At 62.7% G+C, this 20,613-nt stretch carries 22 protein-coding genes and 1 pseudogene; 12 read left to right on the top strand and 11 right to left on the bottom strand.

The window, feature by feature from the left end; genetic code table 11:
• Positions 1 to 10: 10 nt before the first annotated feature.
• Entirely contained in the window at positions 11 to 1,183 is a 1,173-nt protein-coding gene (locus QM996_RS26750) for an ABC transporter substrate-binding protein (protein WP_334196919.1), read from the bottom strand.
• Between the two features lie 121 nt (positions 1,184 to 1,304).
• A pseudogene (locus QM996_RS26755) lies at positions 1,305 to 1,726 on the bottom strand (aminotransferase class III-fold pyridoxal phosphate-dependent enzyme); the annotation flags it as partial.
• A gap of 82 nt (positions 1,727 to 1,808) precedes the next feature.
• On the opposite strand from QM996_RS26755, the gene QM996_RS26760 reads away from it, so the two are divergent.
• Positions 1,809 to 3,293, top strand: a complete 1,485-nt coding sequence (locus QM996_RS26760) for an MFS transporter (RefSeq protein WP_334196920.1) — start codon at positions 1,809 to 1,811, stop codon at positions 3,291 to 3,293.
• A gap of 213 nt (positions 3,294 to 3,506) precedes the next feature.
• Here the strand turns inward: QM996_RS26760 and QM996_RS26765 are convergent, their stop codons facing one another.
• Complete coding sequence (locus QM996_RS26765) at positions 3,507 to 4,493, bottom strand: cyclase family protein (RefSeq protein WP_334196921.1); 987 nt, start codon at positions 4,491 to 4,493, stop codon at positions 3,507 to 3,509.
• Positions 4,494 to 4,608: 115 nt separating this feature from the next.
• On the opposite strand from QM996_RS26765, the gene QM996_RS26770 reads away from it, so the two are divergent.
• From QM996_RS26770 to QM996_RS26795, 6 genes are all read left to right on the top strand, one after another.
• Positions 4,609 to 5,505, top strand: coding sequence for a LysR family transcriptional regulator (locus tag QM996_RS26770; RefSeq protein ID WP_334196922.1), 897 nt, complete (start codon positions 4,609 to 4,611; stop codon positions 5,503 to 5,505).
• 180 nt (positions 5,506 to 5,685) lie between these two features.
• On the top strand, positions 5,686 to 6,480 hold the full coding sequence (locus tag QM996_RS26775) for a DUF899 domain-containing protein (RefSeq protein ID WP_334196923.1): 795 nt from the start codon (positions 5,686 to 5,688) through the stop codon (positions 6,478 to 6,480).
• Positions 6,477 to 6,746, top strand: a complete 270-nt coding sequence (locus QM996_RS26780; RefSeq protein ID WP_334196924.1) for a hypothetical protein — start codon at positions 6,477 to 6,479, stop codon at positions 6,744 to 6,746. Before QM996_RS26775 ends, QM996_RS26780 begins: the two co-directional genes overlap by 4 nt.
• Positions 6,747 to 7,010: 264 nt before the next feature.
• A complete protein-coding gene (locus QM996_RS26785) occupies positions 7,011 to 7,400 on the top strand; it encodes a hypothetical protein (RefSeq protein WP_500270401.1) in 390 nt (129 codons plus the stop codon).
• A gap of 155 nt (positions 7,401 to 7,555) precedes the next feature.
• Positions 7,556 to 7,876, top strand: a complete 321-nt coding sequence (locus QM996_RS26790; RefSeq protein ID WP_334196926.1) for a FliM/FliN family flagellar motor switch protein — start codon at positions 7,556 to 7,558, stop codon at positions 7,874 to 7,876.
• 297 nt (positions 7,877 to 8,173) lie between these two features.
• The gene (locus QM996_RS26795; protein WP_334196927.1) at positions 8,174 to 8,941 is read left to right on the top strand and encodes a 3-hydroxyacyl-CoA dehydrogenase; all 768 of its coding nucleotides are present in this window, start codon (positions 8,174 to 8,176) and stop codon (positions 8,939 to 8,941) included.
• A gap of 66 nt (positions 8,942 to 9,007) precedes the next feature.
• On the opposite strand, the gene QM996_RS26800 is transcribed toward QM996_RS26795, so the two are convergent.
• Positions 9,008 to 9,619, bottom strand: coding sequence for a helix-turn-helix transcriptional regulator (locus QM996_RS26800; RefSeq protein WP_334196928.1), 612 nt, complete (start codon positions 9,617 to 9,619; stop codon positions 9,008 to 9,010).
• A gap of 167 nt (positions 9,620 to 9,786) precedes the next feature.
• Here QM996_RS26800 and QM996_RS26805 point away from each other — a divergent pair, with 167 nt between their 5' ends.
• The 3 genes from QM996_RS26805 to QM996_RS26815 all read left to right on the top strand — a co-directional run bounded on the left by QM996_RS26805 (position 9,787) and on the right by QM996_RS26815 (position 11,609).
• The gene (locus tag QM996_RS26805) at positions 9,787 to 10,395 is read left to right on the top strand and encodes a superoxide dismutase (RefSeq protein WP_334196929.1); all 609 of its coding nucleotides are present in this window, start codon (positions 9,787 to 9,789) and stop codon (positions 10,393 to 10,395) included.
• A gap of 254 nt (positions 10,396 to 10,649) precedes the next feature.
• Positions 10,650 to 11,246 carry a flavin reductase family protein gene (locus tag QM996_RS26810; RefSeq protein ID WP_334196930.1) on the top strand — a complete coding sequence of 199 codons (597 nt, stop codon included), beginning with the start codon at positions 10,650 to 10,652 and terminating at the stop codon, positions 11,244 to 11,246.
• A gap of 30 nt (positions 11,247 to 11,276) precedes the next feature.
• The gene (locus tag QM996_RS26815; protein WP_334196931.1) at positions 11,277 to 11,609 is read left to right on the top strand and encodes a tetratricopeptide repeat protein; all 333 of its coding nucleotides are present in this window, start codon (positions 11,277 to 11,279) and stop codon (positions 11,607 to 11,609) included.
• Positions 11,610 to 11,676: 67 nt separating this feature from the next.
• Here the strand turns inward: QM996_RS26815 and QM996_RS26820 are convergent, their stop codons facing one another.
• The 6 genes from QM996_RS26820 to kdgD form a co-directional block, all read right to left on the bottom strand.
• Complete coding sequence (locus tag QM996_RS26820; protein WP_334196932.1) at positions 11,677 to 12,957, bottom strand: TRAP transporter large permease; 1,281 nt, start codon at positions 12,955 to 12,957, stop codon at positions 11,677 to 11,679.
• The gene (locus QM996_RS26825; protein ID WP_334196933.1) at positions 12,958 to 13,479 is read right to left on the bottom strand and encodes a TRAP transporter small permease; all 522 of its coding nucleotides are present in this window, start codon (positions 13,477 to 13,479) and stop codon (positions 12,958 to 12,960) included.
• An 82-nt stretch (positions 13,480 to 13,561) separates the two neighbouring features.
• Positions 13,562 to 14,539, bottom strand: a complete 978-nt coding sequence (locus QM996_RS26830; protein WP_334196934.1) for a TRAP transporter substrate-binding protein — start codon at positions 14,537 to 14,539, stop codon at positions 13,562 to 13,564.
• Positions 14,540 to 14,668: 129 nt separating this feature from the next.
• Complete coding sequence (locus QM996_RS26835; protein ID WP_334196935.1) at positions 14,669 to 15,541, bottom strand: amidohydrolase family protein; 873 nt, start codon at positions 15,539 to 15,541, stop codon at positions 14,669 to 14,671.
• Positions 15,538 to 16,680 carry a mandelate racemase/muconate lactonizing enzyme family protein gene (locus QM996_RS26840; RefSeq protein ID WP_334196936.1) on the bottom strand — a complete coding sequence of 381 codons (1,143 nt, stop codon included), beginning with the start codon at positions 16,678 to 16,680 and terminating at the stop codon, positions 15,538 to 15,540. Before QM996_RS26840 ends, QM996_RS26835 begins: the two co-directional genes overlap by 4 nt.
• A 19-nt stretch (positions 16,681 to 16,699) precedes the next feature.
• Positions 16,700 to 17,611 carry a 5-dehydro-4-deoxyglucarate dehydratase gene (gene kdgD, locus QM996_RS26845; protein WP_334196937.1) on the bottom strand — a complete coding sequence of 304 codons (912 nt, stop codon included), beginning with the start codon at positions 17,609 to 17,611 and terminating at the stop codon, positions 16,700 to 16,702.
• A 282-nt stretch (positions 17,612 to 17,893) separates the two neighbouring features.
• Here kdgD and QM996_RS26850 point away from each other — a divergent pair, with 282 nt between their 5' ends.
• Complete coding sequence (locus QM996_RS26850; RefSeq protein WP_334196938.1) at positions 17,894 to 18,688, top strand: NAD-dependent epimerase/dehydratase family protein; 795 nt, start codon at positions 17,894 to 17,896, stop codon at positions 18,686 to 18,688.
• Between the two features lie 87 nt (positions 18,689 to 18,775).
• The gene (locus QM996_RS26855; protein ID WP_334196939.1) at positions 18,776 to 19,513 is read left to right on the top strand and encodes a FadR/GntR family transcriptional regulator; all 738 of its coding nucleotides are present in this window, start codon (positions 18,776 to 18,778) and stop codon (positions 19,511 to 19,513) included.
• A 21-nt stretch (positions 19,514 to 19,534) separates the two neighbouring features.
• Here QM996_RS26855 and QM996_RS26860 read toward each other — a convergent pair whose 3' ends face one another.
• Positions 19,535 to 20,590 (bottom strand): 3-carboxy-cis,cis-muconate cycloisomerase, encoded by a 1,056-nt coding sequence (locus QM996_RS26860; protein WP_334196940.1) that lies wholly within the window; start codon positions 20,588 to 20,590, stop codon positions 19,535 to 19,537.
• Positions 20,591 to 20,613: the final 23 nt, after the last annotated feature.

Consider the following 20,613-nt stretch of genomic DNA (forward strand, 5'->3'; position numbering starts at 1 on the left):
CCCAACCTGTTTACTTCAGCGCAGCGAGACCGGGGTCGCCTTGCTTCTCGAAGGTCTGGATTTCCTTGTTGTAATAGGTGCCGTCATCGGCCTTGGCGACTTCGCGCAGATAGATGTTCTGGGTGATGTGGCGCGATTCCGGATCGATTGTGACCGGGCCGCGCGGGCTCGTCCAGGAGAGGCCCTTGACCGCCTCGACCGCCTTGGCCGCGTCCTGCTCGCCACCGGTCGCCTCGATCATCTTGTAGATCACGTGCATGCCGTCATAGGCACCTACCGCCGGAAAGGAGAGCTCGGCCGGGTTGCCGATCGCCTTGCCGGCCGCTTCGACGAAGGCCTTGTTCTCCGGGGAGTCATGCGAGACCGCGTAGTGGAAGGTCGTCTGGATGCCGAGTGCTGCCTCGCCGAGGGCCGGCAGGTCGGATTCTTGCGTCAGATCGCCTGGGGCAAAGAACTTGATGCCGCCGTCCTTCAGGCCGTTCTCCTTGAAGGCCTTGACGAAGCCGAGCGTCGTCGGGCCGGACGGCAGGAAGGCGAAAACGCCCTCGGCACCGGAATCCTTGATGCGCTGCATGATCGGTGAGAAATCATTGGTCGCGAGCGGCATGCGGATCGCCTCGACCACCTGGCCGCCCGCCGCCTCAAATCCTGCCTTGAATGCGTTCTCGGCATCGACGCCCGGGCCGTAATCGCTGACGACGGAGATCACCTTGGAAACACCGGCGTCCTTGGCGACCTTGGCGATCGGCGTGGAGGTCTGCCAGGTGGTGAACGAGGTGCGCACGACGAGTGGGCTCTTGGTGACGATCGCGGAGGTCGCCGCATTCATGATGACAAGCGGCACGTTCGCCTGGGTCAGGAGCGGCGTTACCGCCATGGCATCCGGCGTGAAGTAGAAGCCGGCAAGATATTGCACGCCTTCCTTCACCACCAGTTCCTGCGCCAGCGCCTTGGACTGGGCGGGATCGGCCTGCGGCACGTCGCGATAGATGATCTCGATATCGTCGTCGCCGACCTTGCTGCCGTTCAGCGCCATATAGGCGTCGATGCCGGCCTTGAAATTCTTGCCCTGAAGCGCGAACGGACCGGAGAATGGCCCGACGACGCCGATCTTGATCGTGTCGGCATAGGCCGCGCCGCTCATTGCCAAAGCCGCGACCGCAGCCTGAATCATCCGTTTCATGTTTCCTCCCTGAGATGCCGATCGCTCCCGAACCGGCATCGTCCTCGCAAACCCCGTTGATTTGATAGGCATCAACTTGCCATGCCAAACGGTGATGTAAAAATGAAATATGGGGCCAAAATCATAATCGGGAAGTTATGCATCCGGAAGAATCGGGTCCAGCCGCCACCCGAAGCGTATTTAACGGCGATGCGCGCCACGTCAACGACAACAGAATGACGGCCGCGTCCGTCAGCGGCGGGGCGATGCGAAAGACGCCCCCCATTCCCGGAAGCTTGACGATGTTTCATGCTGAGACCGCGCCGCATTGCCTCCTCCATGACTTTGGCACCCAGCTCGAAGCCCGGAGCCTTCGTCTGCCGATCGGCGATGACTTCTAGGCCGCGTCCCCTGATATCGCCGACAACATTCGAACCTCTGTTGTAGCGACAGGAGACCGTCGCGCAGCCGCGCGCCGTGCGCGAGCGCCTGTTCGACCAGGCCATCACGTTCGACCACGTCGAGCGCCGTCACGCCGACCACCGCCGGCAGCGCAGATGCGATCGCTCGCACGGTTGACTATCGCACGTCCAACCTCTCTGAATGCTTCCCGGCAAAGTGGAAATGACTGCATCGGATCGCCAGCATGAATGAGATACGTCACCCGAATGAAACGGCCGCGACGGTGCCCGCTCTCTCGGAACCGGAGAAGAACGTCATCATCGGGGGAGTGCTGCTTGCGATGCTTCTGGCCGCGCTCGACCAGACGATCGTGGCGCCGGCGATGCCGACAATTGGCAAAGCACTTGGACACAGCGACTATCTGCCATGGGTCGTGACGGCATATCTGTTGACTGCGACGGCCATGGCTCCCCTTTACGGCAAGATCTCCGATATCCACGGGCGACGTCCGACGATCTTCGCCGCCGTGATCATCTTCCTCGCGGGGTCTCTGGTCAGCGCGCTGGCGCCGGACATGCTGACGCTGATCATCGGCCGCGCGGTCCAGGGCCTCGGCGGCGGCGGTCTCTTTGCCCTCTCGCAAACGGTGATCGGCGACCTCGTTCCGCCACGCGAGCGCGCCCGCTACGCCGCCTGGATATCCGGAACATGGGCGGTCGCAAGTATCGCCGGGCCGCTGCTGGGCGGCACTTTCGCCGAGCATCTCCACTGGTCGCTGATTTTCTGGATCAACATTCCGCTCGGCCTTGCGGCCTTGGCGATCATCAACAATCCATTGAAGAAGCTGCCGCTCATAACCCGAGCGCACCGGATCGATGGGGCTGGCGCCACATTGCTCGTCGCGGCAACGGCGCTTTTGTTGCTGGCGCTGAATTGGGGCGGCAGCCGTTACGCATGGTTGTCGCCGGCCATAGTCGGCTTGCTTGGGTGTTCGGCGCTCCTTTGGGGCGCGTTCGCCTTGCGCCTTCGGCGCGTGACCGAGCCGCTGATCTCGCTGGAAGTGCTCGGCAATCCGATCGTGCGCTACGGAACTTTGGCGATGTTTCTGGCGCAGGGCGCCAATGTCGGCGTCTCGGTCTATCTCCCGGTTTATGCGCAGTCGTTCCATGGCCTCTCCGCCGATGGCTCGGGATTGATCATGCTCGGGCTCTTGCTGGGCACCGTGTTCGGAGCAACGACCAGCGCGCGGACGATACCGCGCCTTGCCCACTACAAGAGGATGGCACTCGTCGGCAGCGCCCTCAGCTTTCTCTGCCTGGCTGCGCTCGCGGCTCTGGCCGGGCGAACATCCTTGTCGCTGCTGGTCCTGCTGACCTCGGGCGCGGGCTTCGGCTCGGGCATGACCTTTCCGGTTGCGACCATTTCCGTGCAAAACGCCGTCGATCAGGCGCATCTCGGTGTCGCGACCGGGGTCCTGACCTTCCTGCGATCGCTTGGCGGCGCTCTTGGTGTCGCGATACTTGGCGCCATCGCCCTCGGCAATGGCCTGCCGCTCGGCGGTGAGGCCATACAAACGATCAGCGCCACGGCCACCTCGGCAATGCCGTTCGGCTATATTTTCGCCGCCTGCGCCGCGGCGATGGTGATCTCGCTCGTGATGTTCCATCTCATGCCGGAGAAGCCACTGCGGGGCCGTGCCGAAGCGGAGACGCCCGCCGCCATCGACTAGTAGTGCAGCACCCATGCGGATTGCCATGGAACCTTCGCGCATCCGATGTCGGTTCGGGCCATCGCATTCAAAGTCGATGCCGCCCATCGGGGCAGGACCCGTCGCGATCAGATCGCCCCGACGACAAGCGAATACGCCGCGGAAGTATCGCGGCGTATTCGTCGCTTGATCCTTGGCCGCTCTGCTTTCAGCCAAGGCCGCTGAGGAAGAGGCTCAGCGCAGCGGGAAAGCGACAGGGCGGATCGGTGCTGCATCGGCCCCGCGGAACTTGAGCGACGCGCCGACAAAGGCAAACTCGTAGATCCGGTCCTTCGACAGTTCTTCGAGATTGATGAGCTCGATGATCGGAGCGCCCTGTTGGGCCAGCAGATAGGTGTGAACCGGAATGTAGTTGTCTTCGGTTTCGGCCGGAAACGCTTCGAAGCTCAAATTGTCGGCACCGACGACCATGGCGCCACCGTCTTCGATCAGGAACTTCGCCGCGTCGATGCTCAGCCCGGGCGGATTGCTCATATAGGCGTGCTTGTCTTCATAGTGCTGCATGCGCCCCGTGCGGATCAGCGCCACGTCGCCTTCCTGGAGCTTGACGCCCTGGCTATCAAGCGCCTCCTGCAGATCCTCGCGGGTGATGCGGTAATTCTCCGGCAGCATCTGCATGCCGTTGGCCGCCGCGACATCGATCAAGACACCACGTGCAACGATCGGCGGCAATTTCTCCGCGCCGGTGACGGTCCAGCCCTGGTCTCCGAGGTGGTCGGCCGCCGCATAACCGTTCCAGATCTTGCCGTTCAGGCCGAAGTGATTCAGCGCATCGATATGCGTACCCATATGTGCGTACATCGAAACGGCCGAACCGGAGTAGCTGACGTGCTGGTTCATCTCCTTGCCGACCTTCATCGGGTCCGAAACCGTCGTGCCGTGCGGGGTGTGGGTCATCCACATCTGGTATGGCGGATCGCCGGCCGCCTCCCAGCTCGGCATGCCGATGAAATACTCCACGGCAAGATCGTAGGACTTGGCGCCCTCGATGCGCGACAGGATCGCAGCACGCGAGGCGGGCGTGATCAGATTGAGACGTCCGATCTCGTCCTTCGGCCCCCAGGGGCTTTTGCCGACGTCCTGCGCGAAGGCCGCACTCCCCAGCAATCCGGTAACCAGAGAGACCGCCACCGTGCGGCTGAGCGTTGCGATTTCGAACATGATGAACTCCTTCTTCTGCATTGCCTGAACATCAGGAAGCTGAGCTCACCTTATTGCTGGCCGCATTGCGAATAATCAGCGATAGGAAGAATTGATATTTTACGCTGGAGAAATTATGGATCTATTGGCGGCCATGCGCGCGTTTCGGCGCGTCGTCGAGCTTCAAAGCTTCAACAGGGCGGCCGAAGAGCTCGGACAGTCGAACGCGTCGATCAGCAAGCAGGTCCGGCAACTGGAGGAACGCCTCGGCACCGTGCTCATTCTGCGCACCACCCGGCGCATGAGTCTCTCGGAGACGGGGCGTGGCTACTTCGCCGAATGCTGTAGGCTTCTCGACGAACTCGACCATCTGGAGCGTTCGACGTCGGGCGAGGCCGGTGAGATCAATGGCCGGCTACGGATCAATGCGCCCCTTTCCTTCGGACTTACGGTGCTCGCGCCGATGCTGGCCCGCTTCATGGCGCTGTATCCGCAGTTGAAGGTCGACATGACGCTCGACGATCATGTGCTCGACGTCGTCTCGGAGGGGTTCGATGTCTCGATCCGCGTGCGCGCCGCGCTTGCGGATTCATCCCTGATTGCCAAGCGGCTCGGCGAGGTCGAACAGATCATCTGCGCCGCGCCTGCCTATCTGTCGGCGAGAGGCGCGCCAACAAGCACCAGCGATCTCAAGAACCACGATTGCCTCAGCTACCGACTCGCCGATCGGCCTGGAAGCTGGATCGTGGAAGGCCCCGACGGCGCGGCGAGCATCGAACTGTCGGCCCGTTTCGTCGTCGACAACAGCCTGATGCTGAGCGAGATGATCCAGGCCGGCGTCGGTATCGGCGCCTTACCGTCCTTCATCGCCAACCCGCTGCTTTCCCAAGGCAAGCTCATACGGATCCTGCCGCAGCACAGGCTCGCTGAGCGCGGCATCTATGTCGTCTATCCAACCAATCGATTGCTGCTGCCGAAGGTGAAGGCCTTCACCGATTTCTTCGCCAGCGAGATTCGGCAGGCCGGGCTCTAGGACGGAAAGATCGCCGGTTTACACGCCCCCATCGCGTCGCCCGATTTAATACCGTCACAGTTGTTACTCCCGACATTTGATCCGCGGTGCCAAACTACCCTCGATGACGCGCGATGACCTGCATCCCGGCGCTCTCGCCGCACGACGCAGGTTTCGTCTCAAACGAGGAGATTGAAAGCCATGATCAAGACAGTCGAGAATGGGCAGGGGGCCGACCAGCCGGCCATGCAAAAGCCGGAGGTAGTCTCTGCGCACGCCTGGGAAGCGGCACGCCAGAACCTGCTCGTAAAGGAAAAGGCCCATACACGCGCTCGCGACGCGCTCGCCGCCGAGCGCCGACGCATGCCGTGGACGGCGGTTACGAAGGAATATGTCTTCGAGGGCCCGGAAGGCAAGGCGAGCCTCCTCGATCTCTTCGCCGGTCGGCACCAGTTGATCGTCTACCGCGCCTTTTATGAGCCGGGTGTCTATGGCTGGCCCGAGCACGCCTGTCGTGGTTGCTCGATGGTCGCGGATCAGGTTGCCCACCTTTCCCATCTCAACGCCCGTGACACTACCCTGGTCTTCGTTTCGCGGGCGCCGCAGGCGGATATCGCCAGGCTGAAGGCGCGCATGGGCTGGACAATGCCCTGGTACACCATCACCGACAACTTCGACCTCGATTTCGGCGTCGACGAGTGGCACGGACACAACGTGTTCTTCCGCGACGGCGACCGGCTGTTCCGGACCTATTTCATCAACAACCGCGGCGACGAACAGATGGGCGGCACCTGGAACTATCTCGACATCACGCCGCTTGGCCGACAGGAGGTCTGGGAGGACTCCCCCGAAGGCTATCCCCAGACCCCGACCTACAAGTGGTGGAACTGGAACGACAGCTACGTCGAAGGCGCCGCGCCCGATCGGCGCTGGGTCGAGGTCTCGGACGCCGGCGAGGCAGCGATGCGAAACCAGGACGCGAGCTCGGTGCGATGAGTGCCAGCCTCCCTGCCGGCGCGCGAGAACTCCACCGGACCGCAGCGCGGAGGGCGGCCGATGGGCTCGCCCTCGCGGCGTCGCCGACCTTCGCGCTCATGGCGATTTCGACCGGCGCATGGGGCGCCGACGTCGGGCAGATGTTATGCGTCGGCGAGCCGGGGCTGCAGATCGGCGGGATGACCGTGATGTACCTCTTGATGAGCGTCTTTCACCTGGCCCCATGGCTGCGGCTCCTTCGCGCCACCAAGCCCGAAGCAGCCTAAAGCTGTCCGCATATCCGCCTGGCAATACTCTATACCGGCCCTACTTGAAGGCGAAGCGGGGCCGGTATTCGCGACACCCAAAAGGTGTGGAAACGACCGGAACCATATGTCGCTGATATCGGCGAATGGGCATGCTGTTGATTCTGGGAGGACGTCATCTTCTCGGATTGAAGCAGGGAACGGTTCCACGAAGCAGATCGGGCCATCTACCGAGCAGCGTTGTCTGTAATGGCTGTTCGAAGATGCCGTGTGCGAACGGTTCCGATGGAAGATTTTGATCGAATCGGGAAAACGAACTTGAGTGTTGTCATACCCCAGCCGACGCCAACACGTTTCAAGCTGCGCCTGGCGCCATCACTGGTCGGCGCCCTCCTCTGCGCCGCCGCCCTTGCGTCGTCGCTATACTATCTCGTTGGCCCGCAAAGCGTTCCCGCGGAAATCGCCGCGATCGATCCGTCGGGGGCGCCGACAGATGCAGGCGCTTCCCCGCACAAACCGCCAAGCTTCGAGATTCTCTACAGCAACGGTGATCAGGGGCTGATGGTTTACGAAGGCTACGTCTACGTCGTGCGACTCGGCGACAAGTTGCCGAACGGCCGGCGCATGATCGGTTTCCAAAAACGGGACGGAAACTGGAACGCAGTGACGCTTTGAGGGCTTCTTCCGGCCGGGCGTTGTGGATTTTAACCGTTTGTTAACGCTCGCAGACGAGGCAGGAAGAACCCCCATTTAGCCACGGTTGCCACCCAGGGCGAACTGGCGCAACTCTTTGTTAAAGAGTCGTGAATCAGTGCTTTGGATGGTGCAGAATGATTAACAAGAAGCTACAGAATGAGCTGGTCGAACTCGACGAGAGCCCTGCGCTTGAGAGCCGCTCGGTGATGAGCGAGCGTGCGGTCCAGGGCATTCCCCTGGCGATCGAAGCTGTCATCGGGCGCGCCAGGCTGACGGTTTCCCAGATTTCAAAACTCCATCCTGAAGACACGATCCATCTCGACCGCAATTTCGGCGAACCGGTCGAACTCAAGGTCAACGGTATGATCATCGGCCGAGGCGAGATCGTCTATGACGAATCCAGTAACGCCGTCGGCATCAAGATCATCGAGACAACACCGATCGCGCGACGCTAGAGTCCGCGTCAGGATGCGCCGCTGACCGGCGAGAGAGGTGGCCGTCAGGCGGCGCACATGGCGACGCCCGTCGTCCGGGAGATCATCAGTCGAGCCGGTTCCTTCCTCGGCGCCCAGCCCCGCTTGGGACCCGAACACGAACCGCATCTGGTGGCAGACTTCTAGACACGGCTTGCGGAAGGCGGGGAACATAAACCGGGAACGGGCACATCGCCGCACCAGCCGCCCTTGGCTTCATGCCGCCGCAAGGCTATGTCCATGTCCTATCGACACGATCCGGTACGGGAGGAGCCTCAGATGCTGATCGATGGAAAAGTCTTTATCGTGACCGGCGGCGGTTCGGGCCTTGGCGCAGCCGTCGCGCGGCGGCTGCATGGCGAAGGCGCCCGTGTGGTTCTTGCCGACGTCAACGCCGAGGCCGGTCAGCAAATGGCCGAAGAGCTCGGCAGCAACGCCCTCTTCCAGAAGACGGATGTCACCAACGAGACGGATGCCGCCGCCACCGTTGCAGCGGCCTTGGACCGCTTTGGTCATCTCCATGGGCTGGTAAACTGTGCCGGGATTGCGCCCGGCGAAAAGGTGCTCGGCCGCGACGGGCCGCACCGGCTGGAGAGCTTTTCGCGCGCGGTCGCGATCAACCTGATCGGCACCTTCAACATGCTGCGGCTTGCCTCCGAGGCGATCGAGCGGCAAGAGCCCGGCGACGACGGCGAGCGGGGCGTGATCGTCAACACCGCATCGGTCGCCGCCTTCGACGGCCAGATCGGCCAAGCGGCCTATGCCGCCTCCAAGGGCGGCGTCGTCTCGATGACGTTGCCGATCGCCCGCGAACTTGCGCGCCACGGCATTCGCGTCGTCGCCATCGCTCCTGGCATCTTTGAAACGCCGATGATGGCCGGCATGCCGCAGGAGGTACAGGATTCGCTCGGCAAGAGCGTGCCCTTCCCGCAGCGCCTCGGTAAACCCGACGAGTTTGCCGCGCTCGTGCAGCATATCTGCGAGAACCGCATGCTGAACGGCGAAGTCATCCGCCTCGACGGCGCGCTGCGCATGGGCGCGCGCTAATAGGATCAGCTTCTGGCGCCTCGCCTGCATTCAGCCGGCGCGGCGCCATGCTCTTACCACGGCCGATCAGGCGGCTTGATCCGCCATTTTAACGACGTAGGCGCAGCGCCGCGCGCCGGCGAGAATGTGCTCGGCGCGCTCGACCTCGACACCGGGGCCGAGCACCGCACGGAACACGCTCAATTCCGCCCGGCAGAAGCCCTGGCAGCTCGTTGCGGCAGCGCAAATCGGACAGTGGTTCTCGACGAAGAGCAGCGTGCCGTCGCCAGGATCCTCGCAAGCCGCCATATAGCCTTCCTGCGACCGCAGCCGCACCAGTTCGTCTACCCGCTCGCGCAGGCGCTTCTTGTCCGTCATCGCTGCGCCATAGCTCTGTCGGGTTTCGTCCTCCCGCGCCGCGATCAGCCGCTCGATCGCCGCCTCGCCGAGCGTCTGGCGGATCGTCCTCAAGAGCTGGACCGTAAGCTCCGCATGGGTATCGGGAAACTCAGCATGGCCGGCGGCGGTCAGCCCCCAGAACTGCGAAGGGCGGCCGACGCCTTTCGCTTCCGACCACGATAGAACCAAACCTTCCTCGGCAAGACGGACAAGCTGCTGGCGCACGGCCTCGCCCGTAATCGTCAGACGCTTTCCGAGAGCCGCCGCCGTCTGCGGGCCATGCAGCTTGAGCGCCAGCATGATGCGCTCGCCCGGCGTGCGGCCGCTGCTCCTCTCTGGATTTAACAAGGGATCGCTTGACATATTCCTGCGCACAGATTTACAAAGAACTCTCTTGCTAAATACACTCTCATCCAACCGCAAACAAGTGACCCATCGAGAGTGCCCCGCCCGCAAAGGATTTGATCATGGCCTTCGAACTTCCCGCCCTTCCCTATGCACCCGGTGCGCTCGCTGAAAACGGCATGAGCGCCGAGACGGTCGAGATCCACCACGGCAAGCATCACCAGGCCTATGTCACGGCGCTGAACGGTTTCGTCGAGAAGGATGCATCGCTCGCCGGCCTGTCGCTCGAGGAGATCATTCGCCACAGCCACGGCAAGGCGGAACTGGCGCCGGTCTTCAACAATGCCGGCCAGCATTGGAACCACATCCTGTTCTGGAAGAGCCTTTCGCCCAAGGGCGGGCAGATCCCCGGTGCGCTCGAAAAGAAGCTCATCGAAGACTTCGGCAGCGTTCAAGGCTTCAAGGACGCCTTCAAGGCGGCCGCCACCGGCCAGTTCGGCTCTGGCTGGGCCTGGCTCGTGCTCGGCCCGGACGGTAAGCTCAAGGTGACGAAGACCGCCAACGGCTCCAACCCTGTTGCCACCAACGAAGGCAAGGCTCTGCTCGGTCTCGATGTCTGGGAACACGCCTATTACATCGACTACCGCAACCGCCGGCCGGACTATGCGTCGAACTTCCTCGACAAGCTTGCCAACTACGAGTTTGCCGAAGCGGAATTGAAGTCCGCCTGACCGGCTGAGGATCGCCCGGAGCTGGAAGCAGCTCTACTGCATGTCTCCTTTGATCGTAGCCGGCTAAAGGACAAGGACATGCGGCAATTCAAAGTGCTACGGCGACCTTTGCGCGTCTGATAAGACGCGCGGCGCTGTAGGCAGCAAGTCAGAGAATTTGCGGCAGCCCTCTCGCCCCCGCCTGAGCCTGGGCTTCTGCGAAACCCGTGGCGTCTCCCCGCCGCCACGGGCTATCCTCAGTTGGAACAAGACCCATGCGCCAGACACCTCCGTTTTCCGTCGACATCGACGCCCACGCCGATCTGGCGGTGTCGAAAGCGGAGTTCGCCGACACCCTGTCGCATCTCGCTGCCACCGTCTGCGTGGCAAGCGCCGGCAAAGGCGCCGACAGTCTTGGCCGAACCGTGACCGCCACTTTTTCACTGTCCGCAAACCCGCCATCAATCGTCGTTTCGATCAAGGCTGACAGCCCGCTCGCCATGCGGATCGCCTCAGAGCAGGGTTTCTCGCTCGCCATGCTGGCTGAGGGACAGGAACTGATCGCGGATGCCTTTGCCGGGAAGATTGAAGCGTCCAAGCGTTACCTTGTCGGCATCTGGGCTGATTGGCCGAGCGGACGGCCGAGGCTTCTCGGAGCCGCCGCAGCTCTCGACTGCGTGCTGAGCACAGCGGTCGAGGTCGGCGACCACATGCTGTTCGTCGGAACAATTGTCGCAACCGAGACTTCCACCCATGCCGGCCCCTTGATCTGGAGCCGCCGGCGGTATCAGTCTCTCGACAGGACGAGAGCGTTGCCGGCGCAGCCGAGCAACGGGCACGCGACCTTCAACCCAGGCAAGCCTGCGCCCTGAACCGGCGATCGCGTAGGAGGAATGCCAGCAATGCGGCAAGCGCTCGAAAAGCTCTTAGAAGCCGGCAAGGACGACGCCCTGCTGCGCTTCACGCTCGGCAGCATCTGCCTTCAGGAAGCGGACCTCGATACCGCGCTTGCCCATGTCGAGCGCGCTATCGCCTTCGACCCGGACTATTCTGCTGCGTGGAAACTGCGTGGTGCCATTCTGCACAGGCTCGGCCGCTTCGAAGAGGCGATTGAGGTCTGGCGCGAAGGTCGCGCCGTCGCCGAGCGGAAGGGCGATCTGCAGGCGGCAAAGGAGATCGGCGTTTTCCTCAAGCGCCTGGAACGCCAGTGCATCGCCGCCAACAGGAACGCATAGCCCTCACCCCGAAACTCGACCGAGCCCGGCATAAATGCCGAGCCCGGAAACATCGCGAACGGTCAGTTCACTTGAAGACCGACGGCAACCAGAGCGACAGCGCCGGGATGTAGGTGACGGCCATCAGCACCGCGATGCTGGCGCCGAAGAACGGCCAGATCGTGCGCATCGCCTCGCGAATGGAAATTCCGCCGACGGCGCAGCCGACGAACAGCACCGTGCCCACCGGCGGCGTGTTGAGGCCGATACCGGCATTCAGGATCATCACCACCCCGAAATGCACCGGGTCGATGCCGAAGGCCTTGACGACCGGAAGCAGCACCGGCGTGCAGATGATCACCATCGGCGCCATGTCCATGAAGGTGCCGAGGAACAAGAGGATGATGTTGATGACGAGCAGCACGATGATCGGGTTCTCCGAAATCGCACCGATCGCGCCGATCATCAGCGCCTGCACCTGCAGGAAGGCCATCAGCCAGCCGAAGGATGCCGCCATTCCGATGACGAGCAACACCATGGCGGTGGTGCGCACCGCTCCCATGACCGCTTCGACGAAGCCTGTCCAATCCAGTTCGCGATAGACCAGCATCGCGACGAGGAAGGCATAGAGCACGGCGATGCAGGAGCTTTCGGTGGCGGTGAACACGCCGGAGCGCACGCCGCCGAAGATGATGCCGATCAGTACGATGCCCGGGAATGAGGCGAGCAGGTAGTAGAAGAGCCTGGAAAAACCCGGGAACGGCTCGGCCGGATAGCCTCTGCGCCTTGCGACGACATAGGCGGTCACCATCAGCGAAAGCGCAAGCAGCAGGCCGGGAATGATACCGGCGGTGAAGAGATCGGCGACCGAGACATTGCCGCCGGCGGCGATCGAATAAAGGATCATGTTGTGCGATGGCGGGACCATCAGGGCGATGATGGCTGCGTTGACGGTAACGTTGACGGCGTAGTCACGGTCATAGCCGCGCTTTGCCATCTGCGGGATCATAAGGCCTCCGACGGCCGAAGCATCCGCGACCGCCGAGCCGGAGATGCCGCCGAAGAGCGTCGAGGCCACGATGTTGACCTGGCCGAGGCCGCCACGCAGATGCCCGACGAGGCCGGCGGCAAACTGGATCAGCCTGTTGGCGATGCCGCCGCGCACCATCAGGTCGCCGGCAAAGATGAAAAACGGGATCGCCATCATGGCGAAGATGTTCATGCCGGAATTCAACTGCTGGAACACCACCACCGGCGGCAGGCCGAGATAGAGCACGGTGGCGAAGGAAGCGATACCGAGGCAAAACGCGATCGGCGTGCCGATGAACATCAGCAGGGTGAAGACCCCGAAGAGAATAGTGTAAGCCATTCAGGCCATCTCCTGCACGACGATATCGGCGGCGACGTCGACACCCAGAACCAGATCAAAGAAGCGCTCGGCAGCGAAGAGGGCAATCATCAAGCCGCCGACGATGAGCGGAAAAAAGTCGACCCCTCCCGGCCATCCGAGGACCGGAATGGTGGCGCTCCATGTGCCGATACAAAGAAGCAGTCCGTAATAGGCCATGGATGCCCCGAAGATGACGATCAGGCCGAGGCTCGTCAGATCCATGGCAAGCTGGACCGAAGGCTTCATCACGTGGCGGATGACATCGAGGCCGAGATGCACGCTCTCGCGCACGCCGACCGCCGCGCCAAGCATGATGAACCAGGCCATCAGGTGGAGAGACAAGGGCTCCGACCAGCTTGGCGAGTCGTTCAGAACATAGCGGGCAAACACCTGCCAGCCGACGATCAGTGTCATGGCGACCATGCCGGTGCCGGCGATATAGAGCGACGCGCGGCTTAGCGCCCCGAGAAGCGGGCGTATCGCCCGCATGAAACGACGCATCATTCTTCCTCCTCCGCGAAAGCGATCCTATGGACAGTTGCGAAGGCCGGTTCCATTCCCGGACCCGGCCTTTCATCTGCCGTCACTTGACCGCCTTCACCCGCTCGAGAAGGTCCTTGAGTTTCGGGTCGCTGACGAACTGGTCGTAGACCGGCGCCATCGCGGCGGCAAACTCCTCCTTGTTGACCTTGATGACGTTTGCGCCGGCGGCACGAACCTTCTCTTCCGAGACCTTCTCGCGCGCGCTCCAGAGTTCACGCATCTTGCCAACGGAGTCCTTGGCCGCCTGACGAACCAGGGCCTGATCCTCGGGGGAAAGCTTGTCCCAGGTCATCTTGGAAATAACCAGGATTTCCGGATTGAGGGAATGTTCGGTGAGCGAATAGTTCTTGGCGACCTCGAAATGACGGGCGGATTCGTAGGACGGCCAATTGTTCTCGGCGCCATCGACGACACCGGTCTCGAGCGACGAATAGACCTCGCCCATCGGCATCGGCGTCGGGTTGGCACCGAAGGCCTGCATCATGGCGATCCAGAGATCGGATTGTTGCACGCGGATTTTCAGGCCCTTGAGGTCCGCCAGTTTCTCGATCGGCTTTTTGGTGGTGTAGAAGGAACGCGCGCCGGAATCATAGAAGGCGAGACCGATCAGGCCGTGGGGCTCGAAGGCCGCCAGCACCTCGTCGCCAATCGAGCCGTCGACCGTCTTGTGCATGTGCTCGGTCGAGCGGAACAGGAACGGCATGCCAAGCACCATCGTCTCCTTGACGAGGTTGTTGAAGGGCGCCGCGTTGACGCGGTTCATGTCGATGACACCGAAGCGCGTCTGCTCGATCGTGTCCTTCTCGCCGCCGAGCACGCCATTGTTCATGACCTCGACCTTGATCCGCCCGTTGCTACGCTCGGAAAGCAATTGCCCCATGTATTTGACGGCCTCGACCGTCGGGTAGCCGTCCGGGTGGATATCCGCCGAACGCAGGGTGATTTCCTGCGCCTGCGCCGCTGTGCCGGCAAACGCCAGCCCCATGGCGACGCAAAGCATGCCTGCAATTTTCTTCATGTTTTCTCCTCCTCTGATCGTGCTTCGGCCTCTCCCAAGGCCGGTTTTCTGCCCGTCCGGGCCGGCATGCGAAATCCTCTTGTCGTTAGGCCCGGCAGGGAGCCTCCCAGTTCCCATTGCGGACTGGAGTCACGCCACGGCGAACGCCGGCAGCTTGAACAGGTGTTCCGGGTTCTCGACGAGGGCGAGATGCCGCGCCCGGTCGTCGGCAAGCCAGCTCAGCACCAGTTCCGCGAGCCGCGCGTCATCGGGATAGTCTTGCGTTTTCCGGATCATGTTGTGCGGCCAGTTCGAGCCCCAGACGATGCGTTCCGGAGCATGTTTGGCGATCCGGCGCGAAAAGGCGGCCACGTCCTCGTACGGCCATCCCTCCCGCGAACTTTCGTAGACGCCAGCAAATTTGAACCAGACATTGCCGCGGTCGATCAACTTCAGCAGCGCCGCGATCTCCGGTCCATCCGGATCGACGCCGGCGAAGAACTTGCCGTGGTGATCGAACACCCAGCGCGACCTGATGCGCTCAAGCCGCGGCAGATGGTCGAGCAGCCTGTTGCCGTCGAATTGCACGGCAATCATCCAATCTGCCGCATATGCCCGCGCGTCCACTGCTTCCAGCGCGTCGAGGCCTACCGCGCCACCCGGCAAGTCCATGATGCGTGCGCCGACAGCGCCGGTTTCGCTCAACGTGCGCATCTGCGCATCCGAAGTGTCCTCGTCGATGACGATGACGGCGCGCGCTGCGGCGCCCATTGCCGCAACACAGGCAAGCGTGTTGGCATTGTCCCGCTGATGGGCGTTGCCCTGGGTGATGATCACCCTGTCGATGCCGAGCCAGGCCATGACCTGGCGATAGGCCGCAGCATCCGGCAACGGTTCAACAGGCAAAGGCGGACCGCCGGGAAGCGACGGAAAGCCTGGCAGATACATGTGCATCTGCGAATCGATCGCGCCCTTCGGCAGACGCGGTTCAGGCGGGCGGCCGGTCAGGGTGCGCTCGATCATTTTGCAGTCTCGGGCATCTTGAATTCGGCGAGCGCATCGCGATTGATCTCGATGCCGAGCCCCGGAGCGTCCGGTATGGCAACGACGCCGTTGACGGCCTCGATCGGCGTCGTCAACACGGCCTGGCGGAACGGATTCTCCGTCCGGTCGAACTCCAGGATCGGCTCGATCGGCTTCACCCGCACCGGATCCGGCGTCATCGCCGCCATGAATTGCAGCGCCGCGGCAATGTGAACCCCCGTGCCCCAGACATGCGGCACGATGTGAACGCCATGCAACGTCGCGAGGCTGGCGATCTTCATCATTTCGGAAAAACCGCCGCAACCGCAGAGATCCGGCTGCAGGATGTCGACGGCGCGGCTCTCGATCGGCGGCCACATGCCATAGCGCGCATGCCAGGTCTCGCCGCCCGCGACCGGGATAGGCTGCCCTGCCCTGACCTCGCGATAGGCCGAGAGCTGCTCGGGCACGACCGGCTCCTCGAACCAATCGATGTCATAGTCCGCCGCAGCCTTGCCGAGGCGGATCGCTTCGGTGACGGTGTAGCCGTGGTTGGCGTCGATCATCAGCCGCATCCCGTCGCCGATCGCCTCGCGCACCGCGCGGATGAGGGAAAGGTCTTCCTCGATGCCGAAGCCGATCTTGATCTTGCAGGCGTGAAACCCCTGCGCCCGGCGCTCCGCCATCTCCATCGCGTTGTCGGACACACGGTCGACACCGTCACGCTTGAAGCTGCCGGTCGCATAGGCGCGAACGCTCTCGCGCCAGCGACCGCCAAGCAGCATCGAGACGGAGGCGCCATAATGCTTGCCCTTGATGTCCCAGAGCGCGATGTCGATGCCGGACAGCGCCGTGATCGCCAGACCGCGCTGCCCCTGGTCGCGAAGCGCGTTATAGAGGATCGCCCAGAGCTTCTCAGTCTGGCGCGGATCCTGGCCGATCAGCCAAGGGGAATAGGCCGCGACCACGGCCGCATTTGGCCGCGCCGGCCCAAGGCACTCGCCCCAGCCGATGGTGCCATCGTCGCATTCGATCTCCACCAGCACATGGGCGCGACGATCAAAGCGCATGGACGCGCTTTCGAAGGGCACGGCCAGCCGGTGCTCGAGGAGATGGGTGCGGACGGCGGTGATTTTCATCGGTTGCCCTCGCTGCGGTTCAATTCTTGCGCTTGTTCGCACCGATCAGGGCATCGAGCATCGCAACTTCGTCATCGGTGAGGTCTGTCAGCGGGGCGCGGACCGGGCCGGCATTGAAGCCCTGCAGGCGCACACCGGCCTTGATCGCCGAAACCGCATAGCCCTTGCCCCGGTTGCGGATCGCCATGAACGGATAGAAGAAGTCCTTGAGGATGCGCTCGCAGGTGGCGCGGTCGCCGCCGCGAAGGGCGGCGTAAAATTCGTTGGCAAGGCCTGGCACGAAGTTGAAGACGGCCGAAGAATAGGTGGTGAAACCGGCGCCGAGATAGGCCTCGGCAAAGAGCTCGGCGGTCGGCATCCCGCCGAGATACATCAGGCGGTCGCCTATCTTGGCCGTGACCTGACGCACAAGGCCGATGTCGCCGGTGCCATCCTTGAAGCCGATCAGGTTCGGGCACGCGTCACAGAGCCTGGCCAGCGTGTCGGCCTGCAGCACCGAGTTGTCGCGGTTATAGACCATGACGCCGATGCCAACCGACTGGCAGACCTTCTTCACATGGGCATAGAGCCCTTCCTGCGGGGCGTCGATCAGGTAGTGCGGCAGAAGCAGGATACCATCCGCGCCAACGCGCTCGACCGACCGGGCGATATCGATGGCCATCTCCGTACCGTAACCGCAACCGGAAACGATCGCCGTGTCGCCTGCAACCTCCTTAGCGGCCCGGACGATGCCGGGAATTTCATCGGGCTTCAGCGAGAAGAATTCGCCGGTGCCGCCGGCAGCAAACAGCACCGGCGCCTTGTAGCCGGCCAGCCACTCGACATGCGCCCGATAGCTGTCCGGCGCGAAACGGCCCTCGGCATCAAAATGCGTGACCGGGAAAGAAAGCAGGCCCGATCCAAGCGCGGCCTTGATCTGCTCGGGGGTCATTTCGTGCGGGTCCTCCTCAAAATGCGATGCATTCTACTAAGCAAGTCACGGCATTCATGTCAATAGGTCATAATACAAGTGATCATACACGCCAAATATGCCACAATCCGGATTGAAAGCAGGTCTTTTCATCGGATTTCGGGGCATACCCACCCCGACGCAGAGGCAACATTGACGCAGCTCATGCATGTTGCGTCGATCACATATTATGTGTTAGCCCCTATTGTATGACGGCACATGACAATGCCGCAACACCGGCTGGCCTTCTGGAGGAAAGAGGAAATGGAACGGCTTCTGATCACCGGCGCGGCGGGGCAGCTCGGCCGCGTCATGCGCAAGAAACTTGCGCCGCTGGCGACCTTGATCCGCCTTTCCGACCGGTCGCCGCTCGATCCGCCAGGTGAAAACGAAGAGTGCATTCAATGCGATCTCGCCGATGCCGCGGCCGTCCATGACCTGGTCGCCGGTTGCGACGCGATCCTGCATCTCGGCGGCATCTCGGTCGAGCGGCCGTTCTCGGAAATCCTCGACGGCAACATCCTCGGCCTCTACAATCTCTACGAGGCGGCCCGTGCGAACGGCAGACCACGCATTCTCTTCGCCAGCACCAACCACACGATCGGCTTTTATCCGCAAAACGAGCGGCTGGGTCCGAACGCGCCCTACCGGCCCGATGGGCTCTACGGCGTCTCGAAGTGTTTCGGTGAAGCGCTTGCCCGCATGTATTTCGAGAAGTTCGGGCAGGAGACGGCACTTGTCCGCATCGGCTCCTGCATGCCTGAACCGACCAACTACCGCATGCTCTCCACCTGGCTTTCGCATGACGACTTCGCTTCGATGATCGAAGCGGTGTTCCGCGTGCCGGTCCTTGGCTGCCCGGTCATCTGGGGCGCTTCCGCAAACGACGCCGGATGGTGGGACAACGCCCATGTTTCCTGGCTCGGCTGGCGACCGAAGGATAATGCGGAGGTCTTCCGCGAGAAGATTGCCGCAAACACGCCGAAACCGAAGCCGGAGGACTCCCTGGTGCGGTTTCAGGGCGGCGCCTTCGTCGATGATCCGATTTTCAAGGACTAAGCGGATGTGCTTTACCGCCCCACGGATTGCACTGCCGATCGGCAATGGCGTATCCAGAAGCCTTCGTTAAATTACGGAATTGGCCCCATGACCAATGCAACCGCATCCGAGACCGCCGCCCCACCAGGCAAGACACTGGTGGCGAAGGTGACGGATGCACTCAGCAGCCAGATCGCCGGCGGCCATTACAAGCCGGGAGACCGCCTGCCGTCCGAGGCACAACTGACCCAGGAATTCGGCGTCAGCCGCACCGTGGTGCGTGAGGCGATTGCGGCACTCCGCTCCGGCGGACTGGTCGAGGCGAGACACGGCATCGGCGTCTTCGTGCTGGAGCCGACTCCGGTCGCTCCCTTGCCTTTCCATGGCGTCGATCTCGCGCGCGTCTCCTCGTTGATCGAAATGCTGGAGCTCAGAACCGCAGTCGAAGGCGATGCCGCCGCCCTCGCCGCCCTTCGCCGCTCGCCGGCGCAGGAGGAGAAGATCGTCGAAGCCTTCGACAGCTTCTGTGCGAGCGCCGCCGAGGGACGTCCAACCGCCGAAGCCGATTTCAATTTCCATCTCGCGATCGCCCAGGCGACCAACAATCCGCGCTTCAGCGAGTTCCTGCAGATGCTGGGTCCGGCGCTTATTCCCCGCCGCGCGGTTTCCGAAAGTGGCGAGGAGACCGTGCTGGCGTCGGCAGAACTGAGCCGATTGATCTCCGAGCACGAGGCCATCCTCATCGCAATTCAGGATGGCGACGAGGAACAGGCGCGTAGCGCCATGCGCCAGCACCTCAAGAACAGCCAGGTGCGATACCGCTCGATGTTGCGCGCGGCCCGTTGAACGGCCGAGTGGCGGCCGCGCTCAGGCACGGCCAAGCCGGCGTATGTTGCTTGCAAGCTCGGCCGCCAGGCGAAGCGCTGCCGCCGTCGCACCGGCCATCTGCGGCATGATCAGCCATTCGAGCGTCCAGGCGGCACCGGAGCGTTCCTGCTCGTGGATCAGCGCCTGGTGCATGCCGGAGAGCTGGGTCGCGTTGAAACGCGCCAAGGACACCAGAACCTCCGCCGCCACGGGGTTCTGCTTGTGCGGCATCGCCGAGGAACCACCGCCACCGGCAAGTTCGATCTCGTCGCCCTGCTGCGCCATCAGCGCGATATCCTGGCCGAACTTGCCCAGGCTGCCGGTCATCAGCGATAGTGCATTGGCAAAATCCGCCACTTCCGAGCGCTGACTGTGCCATTGCGGAAAATCGGCGAGTCCCAGTTCTTCCGCAAGCGTGGCGCGCACGTCATCTGCCCGGTCATCGAGTTTTTCGAGCGTTCCTGCAGCGCCTCCAAACTGGACGGCGAAGAGGTCGCGGTCCATCGCTTCCAGCCGATCCTTGTGGTCGAGCAGCGGCTCGATCCAGCTGCGCAGCCGGTCGGATACGGTGATCGGGATCGCCGCCTGCATCCGGGTCCGCCCCATCAGCGAGCGCTCACCCCATTCGTTGTCGCACTCCTCGAGCACCGAAACGACATTGCCGAGGCGAACGGCGAAAAGCTCGGCGATCGCCTTCATGCGCAACATCAGGCTGGTATCGATGACATCCTGGCTGGTGGCGCCGTAATGCACATAGTCCGCAACCTCGCCACCGACGGCGGCGCGCAATTGTCGGACAAGTTCCGGCACGACCACCCCATCCACACCCATGGCGCGTTTGAGCGCGATGACATCGGGCGAGAAAGCGCGGCAGGCCCCGGTGATCCGGTCGGCGGCGCTTGCCGGGATGATGCCGTGCACGGCTTCCGCCCGTGCAAGCGCCGCCTCGAAGGCGAGCATCGCATGGATATCGGCGGAGGCCGAAAACTCGGCGGCAACCGCCTCATCACCCAGGAGACCGGAAAGATAAGGATGGTCGAAGGCGGAATAGGTCATGGTTTCCCCGTTTCTGCTTGCCG

The organism is Sinorhizobium chiapasense (assembly GCF_045277575.1).
GTDB lineage: Bacteria > Pseudomonadota > Alphaproteobacteria > Rhizobiales > Rhizobiaceae > Ensifer > Ensifer chiapasense_A.

Coding starts and splice junctions, on each gene's coding strand:
- QM996_RS26750 (WP_334196919.1), bottom strand. CDS start 1,183: ATGAAACGGATGATTCAGGCTGCGGTCGCGGCTTTGGCAATGAGCGGC.
- QM996_RS26760 (WP_334196920.1), top strand. CDS start 1,809: ATGAATGAGATACGTCACCCGAATGAAACGGCCGCGACGGTGCCCGCT.
- QM996_RS26765 (WP_334196921.1), bottom strand. CDS start 4,493: ATGTTCGAAATCGCAACGCTCAGCCGCACGGTGGCGGTCTCTCTGGTT.
- QM996_RS26770 (WP_334196922.1), top strand. CDS start 4,609: ATGGATCTATTGGCGGCCATGCGCGCGTTTCGGCGCGTCGTCGAGCTT.
- QM996_RS26775 (WP_334196923.1), top strand. CDS start 5,686: ATGATCAAGACAGTCGAGAATGGGCAGGGGGCCGACCAGCCGGCCATG.
- QM996_RS26780 (WP_334196924.1), top strand. CDS start 6,477: ATGAGTGCCAGCCTCCCTGCCGGCGCGCGAGAACTCCACCGGACCGCA.
- QM996_RS26785 (WP_500270401.1), top strand. CDS start 7,011: ATGGAAGATTTTGATCGAATCGGGAAAACGAACTTGAGTGTTGTCATA.
- QM996_RS26790 (WP_334196926.1), top strand. CDS start 7,556: ATGATTAACAAGAAGCTACAGAATGAGCTGGTCGAACTCGACGAGAGC.
- QM996_RS26795 (WP_334196927.1), top strand. CDS start 8,174: ATGCTGATCGATGGAAAAGTCTTTATCGTGACCGGCGGCGGTTCGGGC.
- QM996_RS26800 (WP_334196928.1), bottom strand. CDS start 9,619: ATGCTGGCGCTCAAGCTGCATGGCCCGCAGACGGCGGCGGCTCTCGGA.
- QM996_RS26805 (WP_334196929.1), top strand. CDS start 9,787: ATGGCCTTCGAACTTCCCGCCCTTCCCTATGCACCCGGTGCGCTCGCT.
- QM996_RS26810 (WP_334196930.1), top strand. CDS start 10,650: ATGCGCCAGACACCTCCGTTTTCCGTCGACATCGACGCCCACGCCGAT.
- QM996_RS26815 (WP_334196931.1), top strand. CDS start 11,277: ATGCGGCAAGCGCTCGAAAAGCTCTTAGAAGCCGGCAAGGACGACGCC.
- QM996_RS26820 (WP_334196932.1), bottom strand. CDS start 12,957: ATGGCTTACACTATTCTCTTCGGGGTCTTCACCCTGCTGATGTTCATC.
- QM996_RS26825 (WP_334196933.1), bottom strand. CDS start 13,479: ATGCGTCGTTTCATGCGGGCGATACGCCCGCTTCTCGGGGCGCTAAGC.
- QM996_RS26830 (WP_334196934.1), bottom strand. CDS start 14,539: ATGAAGAAAATTGCAGGCATGCTTTGCGTCGCCATGGGGCTGGCGTTT.
- QM996_RS26835 (WP_334196935.1), bottom strand. CDS start 15,541: ATGATCGAGCGCACCCTGACCGGCCGCCCGCCTGAACCGCGTCTGCCG.
- QM996_RS26840 (WP_334196936.1), bottom strand. CDS start 16,680: ATGAAAATCACCGCCGTCCGCACCCATCTCCTCGAGCACCGGCTGGCC.
- kdgD (WP_334196937.1), bottom strand. CDS start 17,611: ATGACCCCCGAGCAGATCAAGGCCGCGCTTGGATCGGGCCTGCTTTCT.
- QM996_RS26850 (WP_334196938.1), top strand. CDS start 17,894: ATGGAACGGCTTCTGATCACCGGCGCGGCGGGGCAGCTCGGCCGCGTC.
- QM996_RS26855 (WP_334196939.1), top strand. CDS start 18,776: ATGACCAATGCAACCGCATCCGAGACCGCCGCCCCACCAGGCAAGACA.
- QM996_RS26860 (WP_334196940.1), bottom strand. CDS start 20,590: ATGACCTATTCCGCCTTCGACCATCCTTATCTTTCCGGTCTCCTGGGT.